Source organism: Photobacterium makurazakiensis (genome assembly GCF_050336715.1).
In the GTDB taxonomy this organism is placed as follows: Bacteria; Pseudomonadota; Gammaproteobacteria; order Enterobacterales; family Vibrionaceae; genus Photobacterium; species Photobacterium makurazakiensis.
This window is the reverse complement of sequence record NZ_JAKJSJ010000002.1, coordinates 1-16,049: the sequence shown is the minus strand read 5'-3', so window position 1 is coordinate 16,049 and position 16,049 is coordinate 1. Positions and strand designations below refer to the sequence as shown.

At 40.4% G+C, this 16,049-nt stretch carries 20 protein-coding genes and 2 pseudogenes; 8 read left to right on the top strand and 14 right to left on the bottom strand.

The window, feature by feature from the left end; translation table 11 throughout:
• Window positions 1-491: 491 nt before the first annotated feature.
• The 11 genes from L4D09_RS00255 to L4D09_RS00205 form a co-directional block, all read right to left on the bottom strand.
• The gene (locus tag L4D09_RS00255; protein ID WP_428455500.1) at window positions 492-932 is read right to left on the bottom strand and encodes a thermonuclease family protein; all 441 of its coding nucleotides are present in this window, start codon (window positions 930-932) and stop codon (window positions 492-494) included.
• A gap of 3 nt (window positions 933-935) precedes the next feature.
• Window positions 936-1,163: a hypothetical protein gene (locus L4D09_RS00250; RefSeq protein WP_428455499.1), complete on the bottom strand. Its 228-nt coding sequence runs from the start codon at window positions 1,161-1,163 to the stop codon at window positions 936-938.
• Between the two features lie 43 nt (window positions 1,164-1,206).
• Window positions 1,207-1,665 carry a DUF2786 domain-containing protein gene (locus L4D09_RS00245; protein ID WP_428455498.1) on the bottom strand — a complete coding sequence of 153 codons (459 nt, stop codon included), beginning with the start codon at window positions 1,663-1,665 and terminating at the stop codon, window positions 1,207-1,209.
• A gap of 120 nt (window positions 1,666-1,785) precedes the next feature.
• Window positions 1,786-2,424, bottom strand: coding sequence for a hypothetical protein (locus tag L4D09_RS00240; RefSeq protein ID WP_428455497.1), 639 nt, complete (start codon window positions 2,422-2,424; stop codon window positions 1,786-1,788).
• Entirely contained in the window at window positions 2,421-3,482 is a 1,062-nt protein-coding gene (locus L4D09_RS00235) for a ParB/RepB/Spo0J family partition protein (RefSeq protein ID WP_428455496.1), read from the bottom strand. The genes L4D09_RS00240 and L4D09_RS00235 overlap by 4 nt, the downstream gene beginning before the upstream one ends.
• A 10-nt stretch (window positions 3,483-3,492) precedes the next feature.
• Window positions 3,493-4,182: a ParA family protein gene (locus L4D09_RS00230; protein ID WP_428455495.1), complete on the bottom strand. Its 690-nt coding sequence runs from the start codon at window positions 4,180-4,182 to the stop codon at window positions 3,493-3,495.
• A 125-nt stretch (window positions 4,183-4,307) separates the two neighbouring features.
• The gene (locus L4D09_RS00225) at window positions 4,308-5,462 is read right to left on the bottom strand and encodes a DNA-binding protein (RefSeq protein WP_428455494.1); all 1,155 of its coding nucleotides are present in this window, start codon (window positions 5,460-5,462) and stop codon (window positions 4,308-4,310) included.
• 235 nt (window positions 5,463-5,697) lie between these two features.
• Window positions 5,698-6,174: a hypothetical protein gene (locus L4D09_RS00220; protein ID WP_428455493.1), complete on the bottom strand. Its 477-nt coding sequence runs from the start codon at window positions 6,172-6,174 to the stop codon at window positions 5,698-5,700.
• Entirely contained in the window at window positions 6,171-6,659 is a 489-nt protein-coding gene (locus L4D09_RS00215; protein ID WP_428455492.1) for a hypothetical protein, read from the bottom strand. Before L4D09_RS00215 ends, L4D09_RS00220 begins: the two co-directional genes overlap by 4 nt.
• Window positions 6,660-6,666: 7 nt before the next feature.
• A complete protein-coding gene (locus L4D09_RS00210; RefSeq protein WP_428455491.1) occupies window positions 6,667-6,846 on the bottom strand; it encodes a hypothetical protein in 180 nt (59 codons plus the stop codon).
• A 177-nt stretch (window positions 6,847-7,023) separates the two neighbouring features.
• On the bottom strand, window positions 7,024-7,332 hold the full coding sequence (locus L4D09_RS00205) for a hypothetical protein (protein WP_428455490.1): 309 nt from the start codon (window positions 7,330-7,332) through the stop codon (window positions 7,024-7,026).
• 129 nt (window positions 7,333-7,461) lie between these two features.
• Between L4D09_RS00205 and L4D09_RS00200 the strand changes: the two genes are divergently transcribed.
• Together L4D09_RS00200 and L4D09_RS00195 are read left to right on the top strand one after the other, a co-directional pair.
• Window positions 7,462-7,665: a hypothetical protein gene (locus tag L4D09_RS00200; protein WP_428455489.1), complete on the top strand. Its 204-nt coding sequence runs from the start codon at window positions 7,462-7,464 to the stop codon at window positions 7,663-7,665.
• The gene (locus tag L4D09_RS00195) at window positions 7,658-8,059 is read left to right on the top strand and encodes a hypothetical protein (protein ID WP_428455488.1); all 402 of its coding nucleotides are present in this window, start codon (window positions 7,658-7,660) and stop codon (window positions 8,057-8,059) included. Before L4D09_RS00200 ends, L4D09_RS00195 begins: the two co-directional genes overlap by 8 nt.
• Window positions 8,060-8,194: 135 nt before the next feature.
• On the opposite strand, the gene L4D09_RS00190 is transcribed toward L4D09_RS00195, so the two are convergent.
• Window positions 8,195-9,460 carry a replication initiation protein gene (locus L4D09_RS00190; protein ID WP_428455487.1) on the bottom strand — a complete coding sequence of 422 codons (1,266 nt, stop codon included), beginning with the start codon at window positions 9,458-9,460 and terminating at the stop codon, window positions 8,195-8,197.
• A 1,038-nt stretch (window positions 9,461-10,498) separates the two neighbouring features.
• Between L4D09_RS00190 and L4D09_RS00185 the strand changes: the two genes are divergently transcribed.
• The 3 genes from L4D09_RS00185 to L4D09_RS00175 are packed head-to-tail and all read left to right on the top strand — an operon-like array spanning window position 10,499 to window position 11,855.
• Complete coding sequence (locus tag L4D09_RS00185; RefSeq protein WP_428455486.1) at window positions 10,499-10,723, top strand: hypothetical protein; 225 nt, start codon at window positions 10,499-10,501, stop codon at window positions 10,721-10,723.
• Window positions 10,723-11,301 carry a hypothetical protein gene (locus L4D09_RS00180; RefSeq protein ID WP_428455485.1) on the top strand — a complete coding sequence of 193 codons (579 nt, stop codon included), beginning with the start codon at window positions 10,723-10,725 and terminating at the stop codon, window positions 11,299-11,301. Before L4D09_RS00185 ends, L4D09_RS00180 begins: the two co-directional genes overlap by 1 nt.
• Entirely contained in the window at window positions 11,298-11,855 is a 558-nt protein-coding gene (locus L4D09_RS00175) for a hypothetical protein (protein ID WP_428455484.1), read from the top strand. Before L4D09_RS00180 ends, L4D09_RS00175 begins: the two co-directional genes overlap by 4 nt.
• Window positions 11,856-11,906: 51 nt before the next feature.
• Here the strand turns inward: L4D09_RS00175 and L4D09_RS00170 are convergent, their stop codons facing one another.
• The gene (locus L4D09_RS00170) at window positions 11,907-12,887 is read right to left on the bottom strand and encodes an IS5 family transposase (protein WP_016786898.1); all 981 of its coding nucleotides are present in this window, start codon (window positions 12,885-12,887) and stop codon (window positions 11,907-11,909) included.
• A gap of 171 nt (window positions 12,888-13,058) precedes the next feature.
• On the opposite strand from L4D09_RS00170, the gene L4D09_RS00165 reads away from it, so the two are divergent.
• On the top strand, window positions 13,059-13,742 hold the full coding sequence (locus L4D09_RS00165; RefSeq protein ID WP_428455483.1) for an IS6 family transposase: 684 nt from the start codon (window positions 13,059-13,061) through the stop codon (window positions 13,740-13,742).
• 158 nt (window positions 13,743-13,900) lie between these two features.
• Window positions 13,901-15,286, top strand: a complete 1,386-nt coding sequence (locus L4D09_RS00160; protein WP_017096766.1) for a GGDEF domain-containing protein — start codon at window positions 13,901-13,903, stop codon at window positions 15,284-15,286.
• 77 nt (window positions 15,287-15,363) lie between these two features.
• Here L4D09_RS00160 and L4D09_RS00155 read toward each other — a convergent pair.
• Window positions 15,364-15,754 (bottom strand): annotated as a pseudogene (locus L4D09_RS00155) (transposase); the annotation flags it as partial.
• Between the two features lie 94 nt (window positions 15,755-15,848).
• Here L4D09_RS00155 and L4D09_RS00150 point away from each other — a divergent pair.
• Window positions 15,849-16,049, top strand: a pseudogene (locus L4D09_RS00150) (IS5 family transposase); the annotation flags it as partial.

The window sequence follows — 16,049 nt, the reverse complement described above, 5'->3', positions numbered from 1 at the left end:
GCATAATGATATAGTTTATTAATATATGAAAGTGCAAAGGGGTAACCCCATAATGACCATTCAGATCTGAAATTTGCCACGGGTGAAGGACTAGCCCCGCAGGGATAAGCGAACCCTCAAGGGTTGATATTTGCGACTTTGGCGGGTGAGCGAAAACAGAGCGAAGCGACTGCATAGTTGAACAATGAGAGAAACACCCCCTTTCCTGCTAAGCCTAGCCTCGCAGAGACTTTGCCAGTCCCAAGGAATGCTACTGCAACCCGTCTCGGCTTGATGTAGCTCGTTCTAGGGGCTTATTTAAGGGTATTTGTCTTTGAATAGAAGGTGAGCTTACGGCAAGGTAGCTTGCCGTAAGCTCACAACTGAATCAGCGCTATATCGAAACTGGAACATTGTAGCCACCATGCAGCCTTCATAAGCTTATGGCACTGTTTTTCTGTGAATTGTTTGCTTTGGATATTCATTGACTTTCCTTTTTCAGATCTGAATTTCTACTGACACCAATCGATTTTTTTCCCACCGTCGTAAGGGACTGCAAACCCTTTTTCAATTAGGGCGTGACCAAGATCGTAACCATTAAGCTTCACATCAGCGATTATCCGAAAATATTTACCTCGCTTTACGTTGTGTAGCTCGATATTTTGAGATTTCCGAATTGCCGAAACAGTAAATTGCTTAGCTTGCTGAGCAAGTTTCTTCTCTTTCTTACACTTGCCTCGAATCTCTGGCGTGTCTATTCCTGCAACTCGAATAGGGATGCGTTCCCCAATTATCGGGTTAACCTGATCGATTGTTACTCTGAACGTGTCACCATCATAAATTGAATCGACTCGTGAAACTTTCAAACTACCGAAGTTCTTATCGTTTATGCTTGCTGCTGTAGCGCTGCAAGCAGCGACACAAATTGATATTAACGTGATCAGCTTCTTCATTTGTTACCCCTTCAATAGTCGTAACTCTTTTTCTTGCTCACCATCGACCGCAGCGTGGATACTGACTTTTCCGCCATCGAGATAGCCCTCAACCATTTGAGCCATAGCTTTGTCTTGGTTAAAGTCTCGAACTGGTGCATCGTCTAAATTTTCAAAGTGTTTTCTCATGTACGCCTCTCTGTTTTCCATAACAGCTTGCGATATGTTCATCTCTGGTAGGTTCTCAGCCACGCCAATGACCTAACCCATAGCAAAGGCATCACTTTTTCACTCTTTACTTTTTTGAAGTGTTGCCATGTAAGCAGCTCATGTATTCTCGTCTTGCTTTACTAAGCATTTTCATAAGTAAGTCAAAGATATAACATGAAACCTTGGCATTAGATTCTAAGCCAACAAACACAACAACTTGATGAAATCGAGGTCTAGAAACGTACTCATAATACCTCTCGCTCCAAACTGTTTTATATGTATGTCTCGCTCTATAAACAGCTTCGACCCCAAAACCATCACAAATATACGTCACGAGATTATTCACATAACTTTGCACTTTCATGTTTACTTTTGACTGAGAAATACATTCTGTAACATCAATCTCAAACGCTTCAATATTGTGTTTATCCATGAGCGCTTGAGCCCTTTTTAACGCTAATGCGCTCTCATGTGGGTTATTTGAATCAGCAAGTGCGAGACATTTCTTGATTTTGCTAAGTATTTTTTCTTGATCGTTTGACATAGCAGCACCTTGCTAATTAATGTATTAATTAACTTTATGCGTACCAGTAGTAGGATAACGCAAGCAGCAACGTATATACCGTTCTCTCTATCGCTACTGCTTTCTGCGATGGGGGGAGGGTTATATTTCGTAAGATTGACGCTTTAATCGAGCGTATGCGTCTTTAATTTCAGCTTCTTCATAACCAAGCTTTGTATAGCTTGTGTCCTTCTCCGTAATGCTTGAATCATCTAAATCAAGCAACTTGCTAGGTTCTACTCCTAAGTGCATCAAAATACCCGCCCAAAGGTGAAAGTCCATCACTCCATCTGCTCTTTTTGCCAGTAAGTCGCCTGTAATGCCTAACACCTTAGCTAACTTATCTCTTGATAAGCCAGTAAAGCTATTTGTACCAATAAACTGTTTCACGACTTCTAATGACGGGGATTCATACTTATCAACACGCATAATCCAATCGTAATTAAGGCTTACTTCCTTATCTGACTTCTCAATGATGGATTTTCCGGTTACAAGGGCGATAAGTAGCGCCCAATTGCAATACTTGATGTTACTTTTGTTATTTTCACCCTCTGCTTTCGGAGCTCTCCAACGTCTAGGTGATCGCTCACTAACGCCTATCATTTCATGGATTTTTGAAATGTTCTTGCCGTATTTCCAAGCGATGATAGCCCAAACAAGATTCACTTCTTGAGTTGTTGGGGCTACCCATTTCGCACGTACCTTGAGAGTCTTAGGGTTAATTTCCATTAACTTGCTCATTCAACCCCCTTATGTAAGGTTTCTTTGATTTTGTCTAACATTTCACCCGCAATTACAAACTCAACCCCGTCAATATCTAACACGATTTTTTCACTATCAGACTCAATCAGCTTTGAAGGGGCTCTGCGGTTAACATATTCAAGCTCAAGTTGTTTTTTTGTAGTAGGGTCGCCTTCTTCTGATTCTGAGCTTTTCGAGCCGTCCTGCTCGGTTTCAGAACTGAATGATTGCTCATCAGTATCATTAGTATCTATGGCTTCGGCTCTTGATTCTAAGTCCAAATCTGCGATGTTCTCTTGCTTTTCAGCTTCATCTTTTAAGGTCTTGATCAATTTATGCAGCTCTTTTTCTGTGATGCTGCTTGATTTAACATCCTTAATAGCTTGGTTGAACTCGGTTTCGTTTAGCTCTTGTATCTGACCTAAATACGTAAGGGTATTGAGATTTTCAAAACCACTTTCAGCTAAATTCTGTATTTCTAAGTCAGCACTAGCCAGCTTCAACATTCGGCTTACTTTAGTTTTATTGATACCAAACATTTTCGATAACTCAGCTTGCGTGATAGTAATGCCATCTTCCGCAGCATCGCTTACAAGCTTTTTATACCCTCTTGCTGTATCGATGAGGTTCATATCAGAGCGCCCGATGTTCTCCGACATTTGAGTAAGGATAATGTCGTAATTCGTAAGCTTCTTTGTCACAATTTCAGCTTTGACATGCTTAATATTAAGAAAAGAACAAGCGCCCCAACGTCCTTCACCAGTGATAATCATGTATTCATTATCTAGCTCTGGGTGTGGTCTAACTTGAATTGCCTGATCATTACCGTTCTTGGCTTTGATGGTTGCTCTTAGGTTTTCAATTTCTTCATCAGAGCGAGACTTTCTAGGTTGATTAGGGTCAGGATGAACCTTATCTACTGGCAGCATCAACGTATCGTTCTCAGCGAAACCAAGACTAATCGCAATATCCTCATCCACGGCTACATCGCTGCCAAACTCATCTTCGTTAAAATTAAAGTCGCCCATATCAATAAAGCTGCTGTTTTCTTTACTCATGGTCTTACCCTCACTTGATGCCTAAGATTTCAAAGATTTGATTATGAACAGGCGCAAGGTCATTATTGACAAGCGCCCCTCGCTTGAACGTCCATACGCCTTGACGCTTTGCAAAAGCCTTCTTTAAATCTTCTGAGGCTCTGATTGGCTTAACTGCTTTAGGAACGGGGAATTTTTCAACCGCATTTAATACTTGCTCACTAATCACGTTACCTTTCTTAGTGTTAGTAGGTAAGATGAGTTGATTGATTTTTCGACCCGTTGCTTTTGCTAAACCGTGGAGGTTCTTAATAAAGCTAAACGTCTTACGCACCGAATCTTCTGAGGGCTCGATAGGTATAACAACAAGATCAGACTTCACTAGAATGTTCTTAATCATTTTTTCTGCAAAACCATCAAACTCAGCGTGTTCTATCGTTAAGTTATTGCCGGGCAAATCAACCACGATAAGATCATACTGTTGACGATAAAGACCTATCTTTTTAGCAAAATCAGTGTCACGAGCAACATCACTGATCACATCGAGGTTTTCTATCTTGAACTTAGGGCTATTAGGGGCAAAAGCACCATCATGCTCCGCACCAATCAGTAAGACTTTTTTTTGTCTTTCGGCTGCTCGGATGGCGAGCATAAGCGCATTTAGGCTTTTCCCAACTCCACCCTTTGCATTACTGATTGCTACCATTTTTGAATCTGACATTGTATTCTTCCTTTCGGGTTAGCCCACAACGGGGCGTTTTCTTAAACTAATTTAAGTATAGATTAATGACCGTTTTTTTGCAATAATAATGACCGGAAATATTAAATATATTTTAAGTGTTTTTTTTATAGCTTCGCAACTTTATCAGGGTTTTCAACTTCTAAGCCTAACCCCCACTTGGCTTTACTCTCTACATCCTTATCAGACAGATAACCGGACTCTAATACATATTCAAGTGCGTTAAGCTGTCGGTCACATAATGCTTGTAATTCTTCAATAGATAACTCGCTTGCCTCAAGCTGCTCATTCAGATCTGAAACTTTACCTTGTTCTGCTTCAAGCTTGGTTTGAAGCTGCACTGCTTTGTCACTGTTCTCTTGGCTAATAGCAGCCTGAGACTCAAGCTGCTCATTCAGATCTGAAACTTTACCCTGTTCTGCTTCAAGCTTGGTTTGAAGCTGTACTGCTTTGTCACTGTTCTCTTGGCTAATAGCAGCCTGAGACTCAAGCTGCTCATACAGATCTGAAACTTTACCTTGTTCTGCTTCAAGCTTGGTTTGAAGCTGCACTGCTTTGTCACTGTTCTCTTGGTTAATAGCAACCTGATTTTCAAGGTCTTGTTTCATTGTGTCTAATTGATTGCCAATTGCTTCGGCTTTACCTTCTGCTTTTACTTTTGAAGTATTAAGATCTTGATTGTCCTTCTCAAGTTGACTGATTCTTGTATCTCTTTCTTCTAGATCTTCAGTTAAATGCTCAAGGTTGTTTTGAGCTAGCTCAAGTTCAGACTTAGCCTTTGCTAATTCCTCTTTCAATCTTTCTTTATCGCTGCTCAGTTCAGCGATACTATCCTTTAGGTTTTCAGCTTCCTCGTAAGCAGCTTCTTGATCTGCTTCCGCTTCTTGAACCTTTATAGCGGCTTCTGACGCAGCTTGGTTCGCCTTTTCAATAGCACTATTAAGTCGGCTTTCTACTGTAGCATGAGCGAGATCGTTCATTTTTCTAAACGTCTCTTCTATATCAGCAAGCATCAAAGGTAGTTGATTCGCAATCTCCAATGGTAAGTCGTAGGTTTTTTCCTCTACCGTGGTTTCAACTACATCAGTATTGAAAAAGTCCACATCGTCTTTTGCTTGATCCCAAACCTTTATCAATGCGCTTGGACGACCTTTTCCTAGATATTTTCTTAGGCTAGTACCGTTAACGTTCTTACCATCTGCAATGATTCTTCGTGCTGCTTCAATCACTTCTTCTTTATCAAAATCTAACGGTCTAGCCATAAGTTACCTCATGTATAAATGCACAGTTTGTATGTTTGTTAGTTACTTTATTTTATCAACAAACAAACAAACATACCAACAAACAAACTAAAAATCTGGTTGTTTTTTTAATCGTGACACTGTAACACATTCGAATTATAGCTACCCTCAGTAGCTAACTTGAGGATTTTGAATCTGAGAAAAGTTTAGGGGTAGGGACTAAAAAAAAGCGCCCAACAGAGTTGAGCGCTAATGATTACATTATCGGTGGGATGGCGTTTTGTAGCCTATTTATTTCTGCTTCACGAGCTGATCTTGAGTGTACTTTTGAGAATCGATTTAGGTACTCAACGCCCTTGTTTATCTCATCGTTAATCTCTTTTGAGTAATCTGTAGCAAGCTGAATTGCTCTATCTCTATCAGCAGTTGATAGTTTTATGCTCGCATTGCGGTTCTCTTTTGCAAAGTTCACACGGAGGATTTCAGTACCAACCCCACGACCTAATATCGCTCTAACCATTTTATCGGCAAGTGGACTGGTCATTGTAATTTCGTGTCTCTTTGCGATTTCCTGTATTGCTTGAATGGTGCAGTGACAGACAAAGCGCCTTTTTATTGCACTTATACGCCCTCCCATTTGTGGTACAGACTTAGTTTTCATTCTCGCATCATGGATTGATTCGCATGATGAGGTTTTCAGATCTGAAAACTCAAAATTTGCTTCTTCACTCATTTGAATAATACTCTTGGTGACATACCCGCAGCTAAGCAAATAAGACCGTAAATCCATTTCGGGCAAACCTCGGCTCTACTAGCACGATAAACCGTTGTATAGTCAACGGCTATCAACTTAGCAAACTCGCTTAGTGACAAACGTAATAGGCTCCCGATTAACTCACAATAATTGACCGTAGGGTTATATTGGCTAAAAGTAGGCAAATTTAATCCCTCTATTAACTCTGGATTATACGCCTTAAAGCCAAGTATTGAGCGTCCTTCAACGATTCCAACGAGCAGTGCAAAATAGCCATATCTAATAATGCTTTTATTTCCGTCAATAGCACTAGCTTGAGATCGCCACCGCCTCGCAGCTCTCTCTCCAATGCCGATATAGTTATGTAGCTTGCTAACTTCAATGTTTAATATTTCGGATGCTCTTAACCAAAGCTCATTGACTTCATCGACAGTCGGGGGAGTCCAGTTCTCAGCGTTCGTCACTGTTCCGCTACGCACCTTTTATTTTGCTTTCCTTGATCATGTTTTCGATTAAGTCCAAATCAATTTCAAGCTCTCTATCAAGCTCATTCGTTGCGATAAGGATTTTATTGCCAACTACTCTTATATCTTCACTCAGTAACTTTTTAGCGCCTTGAGCATAGTCACTTTGCTTGTAGCTAGTATTCATAATTTTCTCGACTTATAAACAAACCTTAACATTAAATATAATGCAAAAAGACCGCTCAATATAGGTTTATCGCTTTTAAAGTCAGAGTTTGTGCCTCATGGTAAAGCGTCTTTTTGCTTTGCCATGAGGTGCGAACTGAACAAAAGGCGAGCCTAAGCGAGACTTGCGTTAGGCTCTTTAAGAGAAGTGAGGGACAGGGTAGGGCAGTGATTTTTGATTCAATACGTATTGACGTACTAGCCAAATATGACCAATTCTTATATCACCTTGAGTTTCATTCAACCAGTCATGTAGGTCACGATGGCTATCGTCCTTTAATGCTTGCAAATACAGCCTTCTGAGCGATGGATTATCAATCGCCCTTTGGTTCTGCATAACAAAGGTGGTAAGCGCTTTTACTTCTTCATCATGCTTTTTATGGTCATTAAATTGCACGAGCCCAACAGCAACAACCGCAAGCCCCGCAGCAATGAGATCTATAAGCATTATTTATAAAATATATTCAGTGAACACTTGTATAAAAATATAGGATAATTTTTAATCTAAATACACCTCGGAATAACAAAGGATGTTAACTACATGATAAAAAATGCAATAATTCTTTCTGGAAGTGGCGTGTATGATGGATCTGAGCTTCACGAAACCGTATTGACGCTACTTGCTCTAGAAAAGCTTTCGATTGAGTACCAGACATTTGCCCCCAATATTAACCAGCATCATGTTATCGATCACTTTAAGGGTGAACCAATCGATGAGGTTAGAAATGTCCTTTCAGAGTCAAACCGTGTCAGTCGTGGGAATACAAAAGAATGTGGATGATTTTGATTCGTTAATATTCGTAGGAGGTTTTGGCGCAGCTAAAAACTTATCAGACTTTGCTTTTGTCGGAGAGAATTACAAGGTTTTACCTGAGATTGAAAAGGTCATAATCGATTTCCATAGTTCTCAGAAATGGATACTAGCCATGTGTATCGCTCCTGTCCTCATAGCTAAAACAATTGAGGGCTGTGAAATAACGATAGGTAACGACCAAGAAACATCAAACTTGCTGACTTCATCCAAGCATGTGAACTGTCAGGTGACTGAGTACCACGTAGATGAGACACATAGATTAATCACAACTCCTGCATACATGCTAGCTGAGAACTTAATTGAACTTGAACAAGGTATAAGTAATAGCCTCAAAGCCCTTCATTCAATATTAACCAATTAAACAATGAATACAGTGTAGAGCTAACTAACGCCGCTTCGCTCTGTTGGCTCGGCACTGTAGCAAAAATGTTCATTTCGCTTATGCTCATTCCTTATTTTTACGCCATCACCGACCTTAGTTGCTAGATAAAGAAGCTCAACTAAATATATCCTTTAAGTAAAACCAACCTAAAATACCTACACGCAATGAGCAATAAAGATCAATACATGCTCTAAAGATCGTAAAACCCTTTAGAGCAAGATCAACCCCTAGAGGGGCTAGTAACTGATAACTACCGTAATTGACACTTTTTCCATTGAATACAGAGCTCAATGACATGATACGATTTGGCTTCGCTCTATCTGCAATTTCAGTGATTAGTGACCGATATTTGTATGCCGTTTGTCTCGATACTCCTGCTAACTTGGCAATGGTTGTCATACAGAGCTTGCTTGGGGCTGTATCGTTCTGTGTGAGGAATTTCCACGTAGCATCAATAATCGCATCACTTGCGACTTTGCAGCGCATATCGTTAGTTCTGGACGCAGATTTACTTTGCTTTTCGGTAAGAGTCATGTTCTCTTTAAAAAGCATCATCACCCCTCGTTTTACGCTTTTATTTCCGCTTCCAGCTTCATAGTTAGCAAACGTCCACTTAGACACCGACTTAACTATTGCTTTCAGCTCATTGAAATCAAGAGGTGATGTATCGTCAAACTGACCGCAATCAGAAAACTCATTAGCGCTCTCGGCATGAGCCATCAGCTCTTTGTAAAATCCTGACTCGTTATTGTCTAACCTAAATTTATCGACCACAGAATATGCGTAGTATCTAAGCTCATCAAAAAGAGCACAGTTACGCCCCATTGATTCTTCTCTTAGCAATCTGCCTTTTCGCTGCAACCATGTTGATTCTTCAAAATCCACATAATCAGCCAGTTCCCCTAATGTGTACTCTTGATGGTGCAAATCTATCGTTCTAAAAAACTCAGAATACGGGGTTTTCGATATGAAGTGTCCGAAAGCGGGATCAGCATTTAGCATCTTACGCATACGCTTATAAACAGCGTTGAAGTAATTGATAGGCTTCTTTCTTGCCTTGTCACCAAAGTAAACAGGCTCAATCGCATAATAAAGGTGTGAGCGACCATTGTTCTTGTTAGAAACAATCATATTAGGTGGAGGAAGGTTAGCATCTTGCCATATATAAGCATTTTCATGGTCTAGATCAAATATCATCCATGAGCGCATATCAGCTCTATTGGCTTGTATGTAAGGGTAGTTTTGAGCTGCAACCCTTGGTTGAGTGATTAACTCCCCTTTATCTAAGCAGCATCGAGCGAACCAAGGAAGCTCATCGTAAAAACGAGCTCGATTGGTCGATGGTCTTTGAATTTTTGATGCAACATTGTTTACAACCATTGAATTTAGGTTGTAAAAAGCCTATCGACTTTGCTAGACTATAAAAGTCTGTAAAGTCGATCTCTATATATTTATTAGAGGACGCTTAAAAACGTATCAGCTTTCTACAATCCGACCTCCTTTGATGGGACTCTAAGATTCTTTGGTGTAATTCTTAGAACCTTTGATTTTGATAGGGCTCTGGTTTTGGTTAGTTCTGTGTTTGGTGACACACGTTTTTCTGACTTGTTTATCTGGCGGCAAACCAGATAACGCAGACTTAGGCTAGAAGGACGGCAATCCTTTAAGCCAATGCAATTGAAAGTCGGCAAACTTTTAAATTGCAAAAACCCAAGCGCTCTATACGTAGAGAACGCTTGGGTTTTTTCATTTAAGGACATTGATAATTCCATCTACAAATCTCCACACAAACTTATCTTGTGCAATCGCTAGAAATTCAGACGCAATACGGGCGTATAAACCTGCATAGTTCTGATATGTTTACTTGGAGTTAGATAGATTTTGGGTAGGAAACCCTGAGAAATGCTATTTGACCCCTTCACGTTTTTATCAATGAGTTACGGGTGACTAAGCCGCTTCTTACTGATACCTATAGAGTAGAGATCCATTATTAAAAGATCAAGGAAAAGATCTGTGCTTTGTTTTGTTGATCTCCAGATACAGAAAAGCCCAAGCTCCCGTGAAGGTAAAAGCTTAGGCTTTTTTGCGAGTGGTATTTGTCGAGAGGTCAAGCCCGACCCACTCTGCATCTTAGTGTAAAACACACCACACAACGCTTGTGTGGCATCGCTAAACGCTGTGCGCTGCACTCTCAACTAAGATACCTAAATCTTACTTCTCATAGCCCGATCTGTCAAAGCTAATAGCCTATTAGTGCAAAAAAAAACGCATCTCATTTTAGAGACAGTTCAATAAATAGCCCATTAGTTTTATGTACTGTACGAATAAGCAGTCTATTCTTAGAGATAGTTAGCGACAATTTATATCAAGATGAGACACTTTAAATTCAAATATTCATTATAAATCAAGGACTATTAAATGGATGCTGATCAATACAAGATTGCGAATCAACCCACAAAAAAGTTAGAAAGCCTTGAGTCTTTTAAGGGTGGGCTGTTTGAATTAAGGTCTAGCGGTTACACCTATAAGTCCCTTTGTGATTGGTTAAGCACCAATGGTATTGAGGTCAGTGAGCATACAGTAAGACGCTTCTTTGCGAAGCACTCTGAGGATTATCTAACTTATTCTAAGGATATTAAATAATGCTTGAGCTTAACGATTCTAAAAGTCAGCAATCACCACAAACCAGACTCAACCACCAAGCTCGCATTATTAAGTATGCACTCGGTTTTTCTGCGGTTCTTGGTTGGGCGCTTTCTCTTGTCCTGCTAACTTCTAGCTCGACTAATGTTCTTCATACTGATCACCTGTCACCAGAGCTTTCCTATAATCACGCTCGCTATACGGTTTGGTTTCACAGTGAAGGAAAAATTAGAGAACTTCGTTCAATTCTTTCTCAGCACGACATTCACAACTCTAAAGAAGTTGCTAAGATTAAATCCCTTATTGAGTCTATGCTCATTCGTAGAACCGAAGTCTATGCCCAAGAGCTCAACAAGCTTCATACTCCTTTGGAATCATTAGGTAATTACTATCTTACTGTTTTCCAATTTGAACCCTTTTTAGATGAGGTTATCGATATTTGTCTTTCCGAAGGTCAGGATCTCGATAGCAAGATGATTTCAGTTTATGAAACGATGTTTGTTTATCAAACAGAAGCAAACACACTCTTAAAACAAGCTTTACTCGATGCAGAAAATAATGAGGGATTATTGCTATGAGCGAGATAATACTAATTGGAGATTTAGCATTAGATAAAAACACTGTAAAAGCAGTGGTTTTGACGCTTCTGGTCATTACACTATTGCTTGTTGCTACTTATCACAAGCTTGGCGAGTCTGATATATCCTTGGAGTCCATGACCTACAAAGATAGCAATACCACCCCCTTTGTTTCTGACGCTGCAAGCGATTCCGATCTAGCGCCCATTCCTGCAATTAAAGAGGGTTATACTCAATTGGCTTTCTGCCCTGAAACCTGCTCGGTGATTAATGCAACCACCAAAGAAGTGATTAAGCATTATCAGAAAGGTTCAAACAATTGCGTACTTCTTAATTACCTTTTTAACAATCCTAACAAGCACCTCACTGAGCTTGATATTGCATCTAAAGTTTGCCCCGAATGTCCTGAGAAATTTTACATTCGTAAAGCAATTTGCAACTTAAAACTGGATAAAAGCCTTAGTGACCAAATGTTCAATAAAAGTGAAACAGGCGTTGAGCTAAACACTCTTGTAAAGCTTCCATCTAGCAGCTCACATCAAATAATGGCTTAACCTCATAAGGGCTTTGTTTCCGTACTCAATCCACTCTGTCTATTGATGTTATTAGGCGACTCGGTAGCTCTCGGGCATACCAAGCTGGGTAAATCGATTTAATATTGATGCGCCTAGCATCAGTTCTTGTTGTTGATTTTCAAAGTCTCTGCTGTGTAATTTTGGGCCTATCATTGTTTTATAACGTTGCATCGCATTCTCTGACACATTCCGTTTTCCATACTGTTTTTTCTTTTGCCAGCGTATGGGACCTAAGGCAGAATACGCCACCAAATTGCTCATTCTTTTAGGGTTATGAGCATCGTCTGCATACAGATTTTCTTTGGGAGGAATGGCTATGTCACTCTCTGGAAATTTGCTCGTTAAGGCATCATAGACGTCATCGGTATCGTACATTTTATCTGCTGAAACATGGTCAACTTCCACATCAACTTGCTCACTTAATTCCTCGACAACCTGAAAATCCATGGTGTCTTTCTTCGTCAATATCGCGCCATGAATAATATGTTCATCACCAACAGCAAAGTGCGCTTTTTTCCAGCTACGCTTTGCGTTAACTTTATGTTTTTCCTGGTGCCATTCACCCTTACCAAATTCTTTCAGGCCAGTGGAATCAATGGCTATCGCCGCTAAATCTTCATCGGGCTTGTCTGTTTTTTTAAATTTTGGCGTCTTAAGTCCAAGCTTAGAGAGACGCTTTGATAGACACGAAAAGTCAGGACAGGAGAGGTTTGTGTGGCCCATTTCCTTGAGGAGACTATCGATAAAGCCTTGAGTCTGGCGGAGAGGTTGTTTGAATACGAGTCTCAAATAATGGCATGCCATGAGTGTGCTGTCTGGGTATTTTGGTGATGACCCTGTGCCATCGTAAGAGCGTTGCTCAGTTTGCCAGTTCTCTATGATGTCGTCAGATAACCAGATATCAATGCGCCCACGATCACGAAGACTTTGGTTGTATTCAGCATAATTGGTTTGCCGATAGGGCGGCTTTTTGAAGTGATGACGTCTGGATTCGTTGTATTTGTAAGGCATGATGTTTGAACTGGAAACGAAGATAGATGGCAATGATAAAGTAAGGCACGCTCAAATCAAAATTGACGATTTAATGTGCGTGTCAACAAAGCCCCTAGCATCGGTTCTGTCGCAAACTTTGAGCCTTTTAGTTAAGATTCGCTTAATTTTCACTTATGATACTGATTTTTAATGTTTAAAGGCTGCCACTTTCCCTCTGAAGTTATTCTAGAAACCGTACGTTATTATCTCGCCTATAAGCTCAGTTATCGTGAAATCGAAGAGATACAATTAGAGCGTGGAGTCGTTGTGGATCACGCGACTATCAATCGTTGGGTTATCAAATTCACACCAGTATTGGAGCATACAGCCAGGCGTAGAAAGAAGCCGGTGTCTGATTCGTGGCGTATGGATGAAACCTACATCAAAGTAAAGGGTAAATGGGTCTACTATTACCGAGCCGTCGATAAATTTGGAAATGTGGTCGATTATTACCTTAGCCAAAACCGTGATGAGGCAGCCGCTAAAGCCTTTTTGAATATAGCTATTGCACAAAATGGCTTACCAAACAAAGTGGTTATAGACGGAAGTAAGAGTAACTACGCAGCCATTGATTCAATGAATGTTCAGCTTTGGTTGACGGGTTATTTCATGCTCTCATTGATAGAGATTTTGGACATTAAATATCTGAACAATATCGTTGAGCAGAGTCACCGTTGGGTGAAGCAGAAAACACGTCAAGCGCTAGGTTGGAAGTCAACGGAAGGAGCTTTGGCCAGTTTACATGGGCGTGAAGTATGGACGATGTTGAAACAAGATCAGATAGATGTTGAAGGCCATACAGCCTTTGAGCGATTTCACGCCCTCGTAGCATAATTGTATCTGCCGGATGGGACTATCACGCCTCTAGCTAGATTTGCGACAGAACCCTTATTAATGATAATATTAAACGCAGTATTTGGGAAAAATCTCCTAGATTGAATCATTATCTATAAAAGTTAAGTCCTAAGACACCCAATGAAGGCGATATATAAATGGCAAAAAAAAAACGAGCACTCACTTCACTCACTCTTTTTTACAGCCAAGTTTTCTGCAAGGTGATTGCAGCTTTGTCTGTTCTCATTTTAGCTTCCTATCTTTTTGATATTAAATGGCTCTATCGACCAACAAGCCATGGGGCAGCTACGCATCCTATAACTGCTTTTATCTTTTTACTTCTTTCTTGCGCCTGTATTTGGCGGAAAAAGAGTCTGAAGATAACCAGAAGCCTCGTAAGCCTTGCTTTTTTCATACTTGTCATTCGTTTCTATCAACAAAGTACTGGAATTAATTTAATTGACCCTGTTCTAAGTTATTTCATCTTTTTTGATACCCCACTTCACGCAGAGTCTCCCATCGAGATGGGGTTTAATACATCAGTAATGCAACTTTTTGCTGTCATAGCCATTTTTTTCCTCTTAAATAGACGTCCTTGGTATCTAATACAAATTTTTGCCATTACCGCTATTTTCCTCCCATTTGTCTCAGCCGTTGGTTACGCTTATGGTATTGATTCATTTTATGGCCAGATGTCTCCGGTCACCACTATATTAGGGTTCTTTTTAACCATATCAATTTTTGGTCTCACAGCCCACCGAGGCGCACTTAAAACACTCTTATTACCTACTTTAGGAGCGAAAATAGCGCGTACGCAGTTAATCTTTGGGTTGTTATTTTGCCTAGCTGGCGGCTTTCTCACCACTTATATTTTGGATGATGAAACCAGCGGTTTTGCTATCTATGTAGTGGTGGTCTGTACGTATATCACCTTTACAATGCTGGCTAGTGGTATTACTTATGAGCAATTCGATAAACGTAGACGCCTCCTTGAAAAACAACTCCATAAATCCGCAATTACTGACCGGTTAACTGGATTGTATAACCGATCAGAGTTCGATCAAAAAATCCAAGCAGTATTTGAGCAACAAAACCTGAACCAGGAAATAAATAGTTTACTATTAATAGATATTGATTTTTTTAAGCAATTCAATGATACCTATGGGCACTTACTAGGGGACAAAGTTTTGCAGCTCGTCGCTAATGTTCTGAAAAACAATACACGCTCTTCTGATCTAGTTTGTCGTTATGGTGGAGAGGAATTCACTATTTTACTTCTTCAAACAGATCTTGAAATCGCCAGCAAGATCGCTGATAACTTAAGAATATTGGTGAGTGAACAAAACCTCACAGCCCCCCTAGAATACGAATCAGATCAGCAAGTGACCATCTCTATAGGATGCGCTAGCCTCTCACAAGCGGAGACAGTCAAAGAGGTGATTAAGCTAGCGGATAATGCTTTATATGAAGCAAAGAAACAGGGGCGAAATAGAATATGTCTCGCTCACGATAAGAGTGAACGCAAAACTTATGACAATTTTTAGCGGCATCGAGAAATCCTAAGAGCGGTTTTGTTGCGTAATTAAATTTAGAGATAGAGCTACCCCGTTTCGCATGCTTTTTAGTCAATACGACAAGTTTCAGGCATACCTAACCCAGTAAGCTTGTTCAACGCTTTTATCATCGCGTAAGTTTCACCCACCTGCGCATTGTAATTTCTTAAGCTCAATCGCCCTCCTAGCAACTGTTTAACTCGATACATCGCTGTTTCTGACAGTGAACGTCTGTGGTATCCATACCGCTCTTTCCAATACTTATGTGAGCCGTATAACTTCTGGCAACCCACGGCGAGATTTCGGGGGTGACCACGCTCTCGTGTCGTGAGCGCCATCACCAGACACCTCAAGGAGGCTTCGGCGTGTTTGTTTCAGTAAGTTAGGGAGGACTTCTCCATCTGTAACCGTCGATAAACTTAGCTCGGCTGCAATAATTTCATGAGTGCTTGTATCGACTGGCTTTGTTGACACGCACATTAAATCGTCAATTTTGATTTGAGCGTGCCTTACTTTATCATTGCCATCTATCTTCGTTTCCAGTTCAAACATCATGCCTTACAAATACAACGAATCCAGACGTCATCACTTCAAAAAGCCGCCCTATCGGCAAACCAATTATGCTGAATACAACCAAAGTCTTCGTGATCGTGGGCGCATTGATATCTGGTTATCTGACGACATCATAGAGAACTGGCAAACTGAGCAACGCTCTTACGATGGCACAGGGTCATCACCAAAATACCCAGACAGC

Excerpts from the sequence above, each read along its gene's own strand:
- L4D09_RS00255 (WP_428455500.1), bottom strand. The coding sequence starts at position 932 with ATGAAGAAGCTGATCACGTTAATATCAATTTGTGTCGCTGCTTGCAGC.
- L4D09_RS00245 (WP_428455498.1), bottom strand. The coding sequence starts at position 1,665 with ATGTCAAACGATCAAGAAAAAATACTTAGCAAAATCAAGAAATGTCTC.
- L4D09_RS00240 (WP_428455497.1), bottom strand. The coding sequence starts at position 2,424 with ATGAGCAAGTTAATGGAAATTAACCCTAAGACTCTCAAGGTACGTGCG.
- L4D09_RS00235 (WP_428455496.1), bottom strand. The coding sequence starts at position 3,482 with ATGAGTAAAGAAAACAGCAGCTTTATTGATATGGGCGACTTTAATTTT.
- L4D09_RS00230 (WP_428455495.1), bottom strand. The coding sequence starts at position 4,182 with ATGTCAGATTCAAAAATGGTAGCAATCAGTAATGCAAAGGGTGGAGTT.
- L4D09_RS00225 (WP_428455494.1), bottom strand. The coding sequence starts at position 5,462 with ATGGCTAGACCGTTAGATTTTGATAAAGAAGAAGTGATTGAAGCAGCA.
- L4D09_RS00220 (WP_428455493.1), bottom strand. The coding sequence starts at position 6,174 with ATGAGTGAAGAAGCAAATTTTGAGTTTTCAGATCTGAAAACCTCATCA.
- L4D09_RS00210 (WP_428455491.1), bottom strand. The coding sequence starts at position 6,846 with ATGAATACTAGCTACAAGCAAAGTGACTATGCTCAAGGCGCTAAAAAG.
- L4D09_RS00205 (WP_428455490.1), bottom strand. The coding sequence starts at position 7,332 with ATGCTTATAGATCTCATTGCTGCGGGGCTTGCGGTTGTTGCTGTTGGG.
- L4D09_RS00190 (WP_428455487.1), bottom strand. The coding sequence starts at position 9,460 with ATGGTTGTAAACAATGTTGCATCAAAAATTCAAAGACCATCGACCAAT.
- L4D09_RS00185 (WP_428455486.1), top strand. The coding sequence starts at position 10,499 with ATGGATGCTGATCAATACAAGATTGCGAATCAACCCACAAAAAAGTTA.
- L4D09_RS00180 (WP_428455485.1), top strand. The coding sequence starts at position 10,723 with ATGCTTGAGCTTAACGATTCTAAAAGTCAGCAATCACCACAAACCAGA.
- L4D09_RS00175 (WP_428455484.1), top strand. The coding sequence starts at position 11,298 with ATGAGCGAGATAATACTAATTGGAGATTTAGCATTAGATAAAAACACT.
- L4D09_RS00170 (WP_016786898.1), bottom strand. The coding sequence starts at position 12,887 with ATGCCTTACAAATACAACGAATCCAGACGTCATCACTTCAAAAAGCCG.
- L4D09_RS00165 (WP_428455483.1), top strand. The coding sequence starts at position 13,059 with ATGTTTAAAGGCTGCCACTTTCCCTCTGAAGTTATTCTAGAAACCGTA.
- L4D09_RS00160 (WP_017096766.1), top strand. The coding sequence starts at position 13,901 with ATGGCAAAAAAAAAACGAGCACTCACTTCACTCACTCTTTTTTACAGC.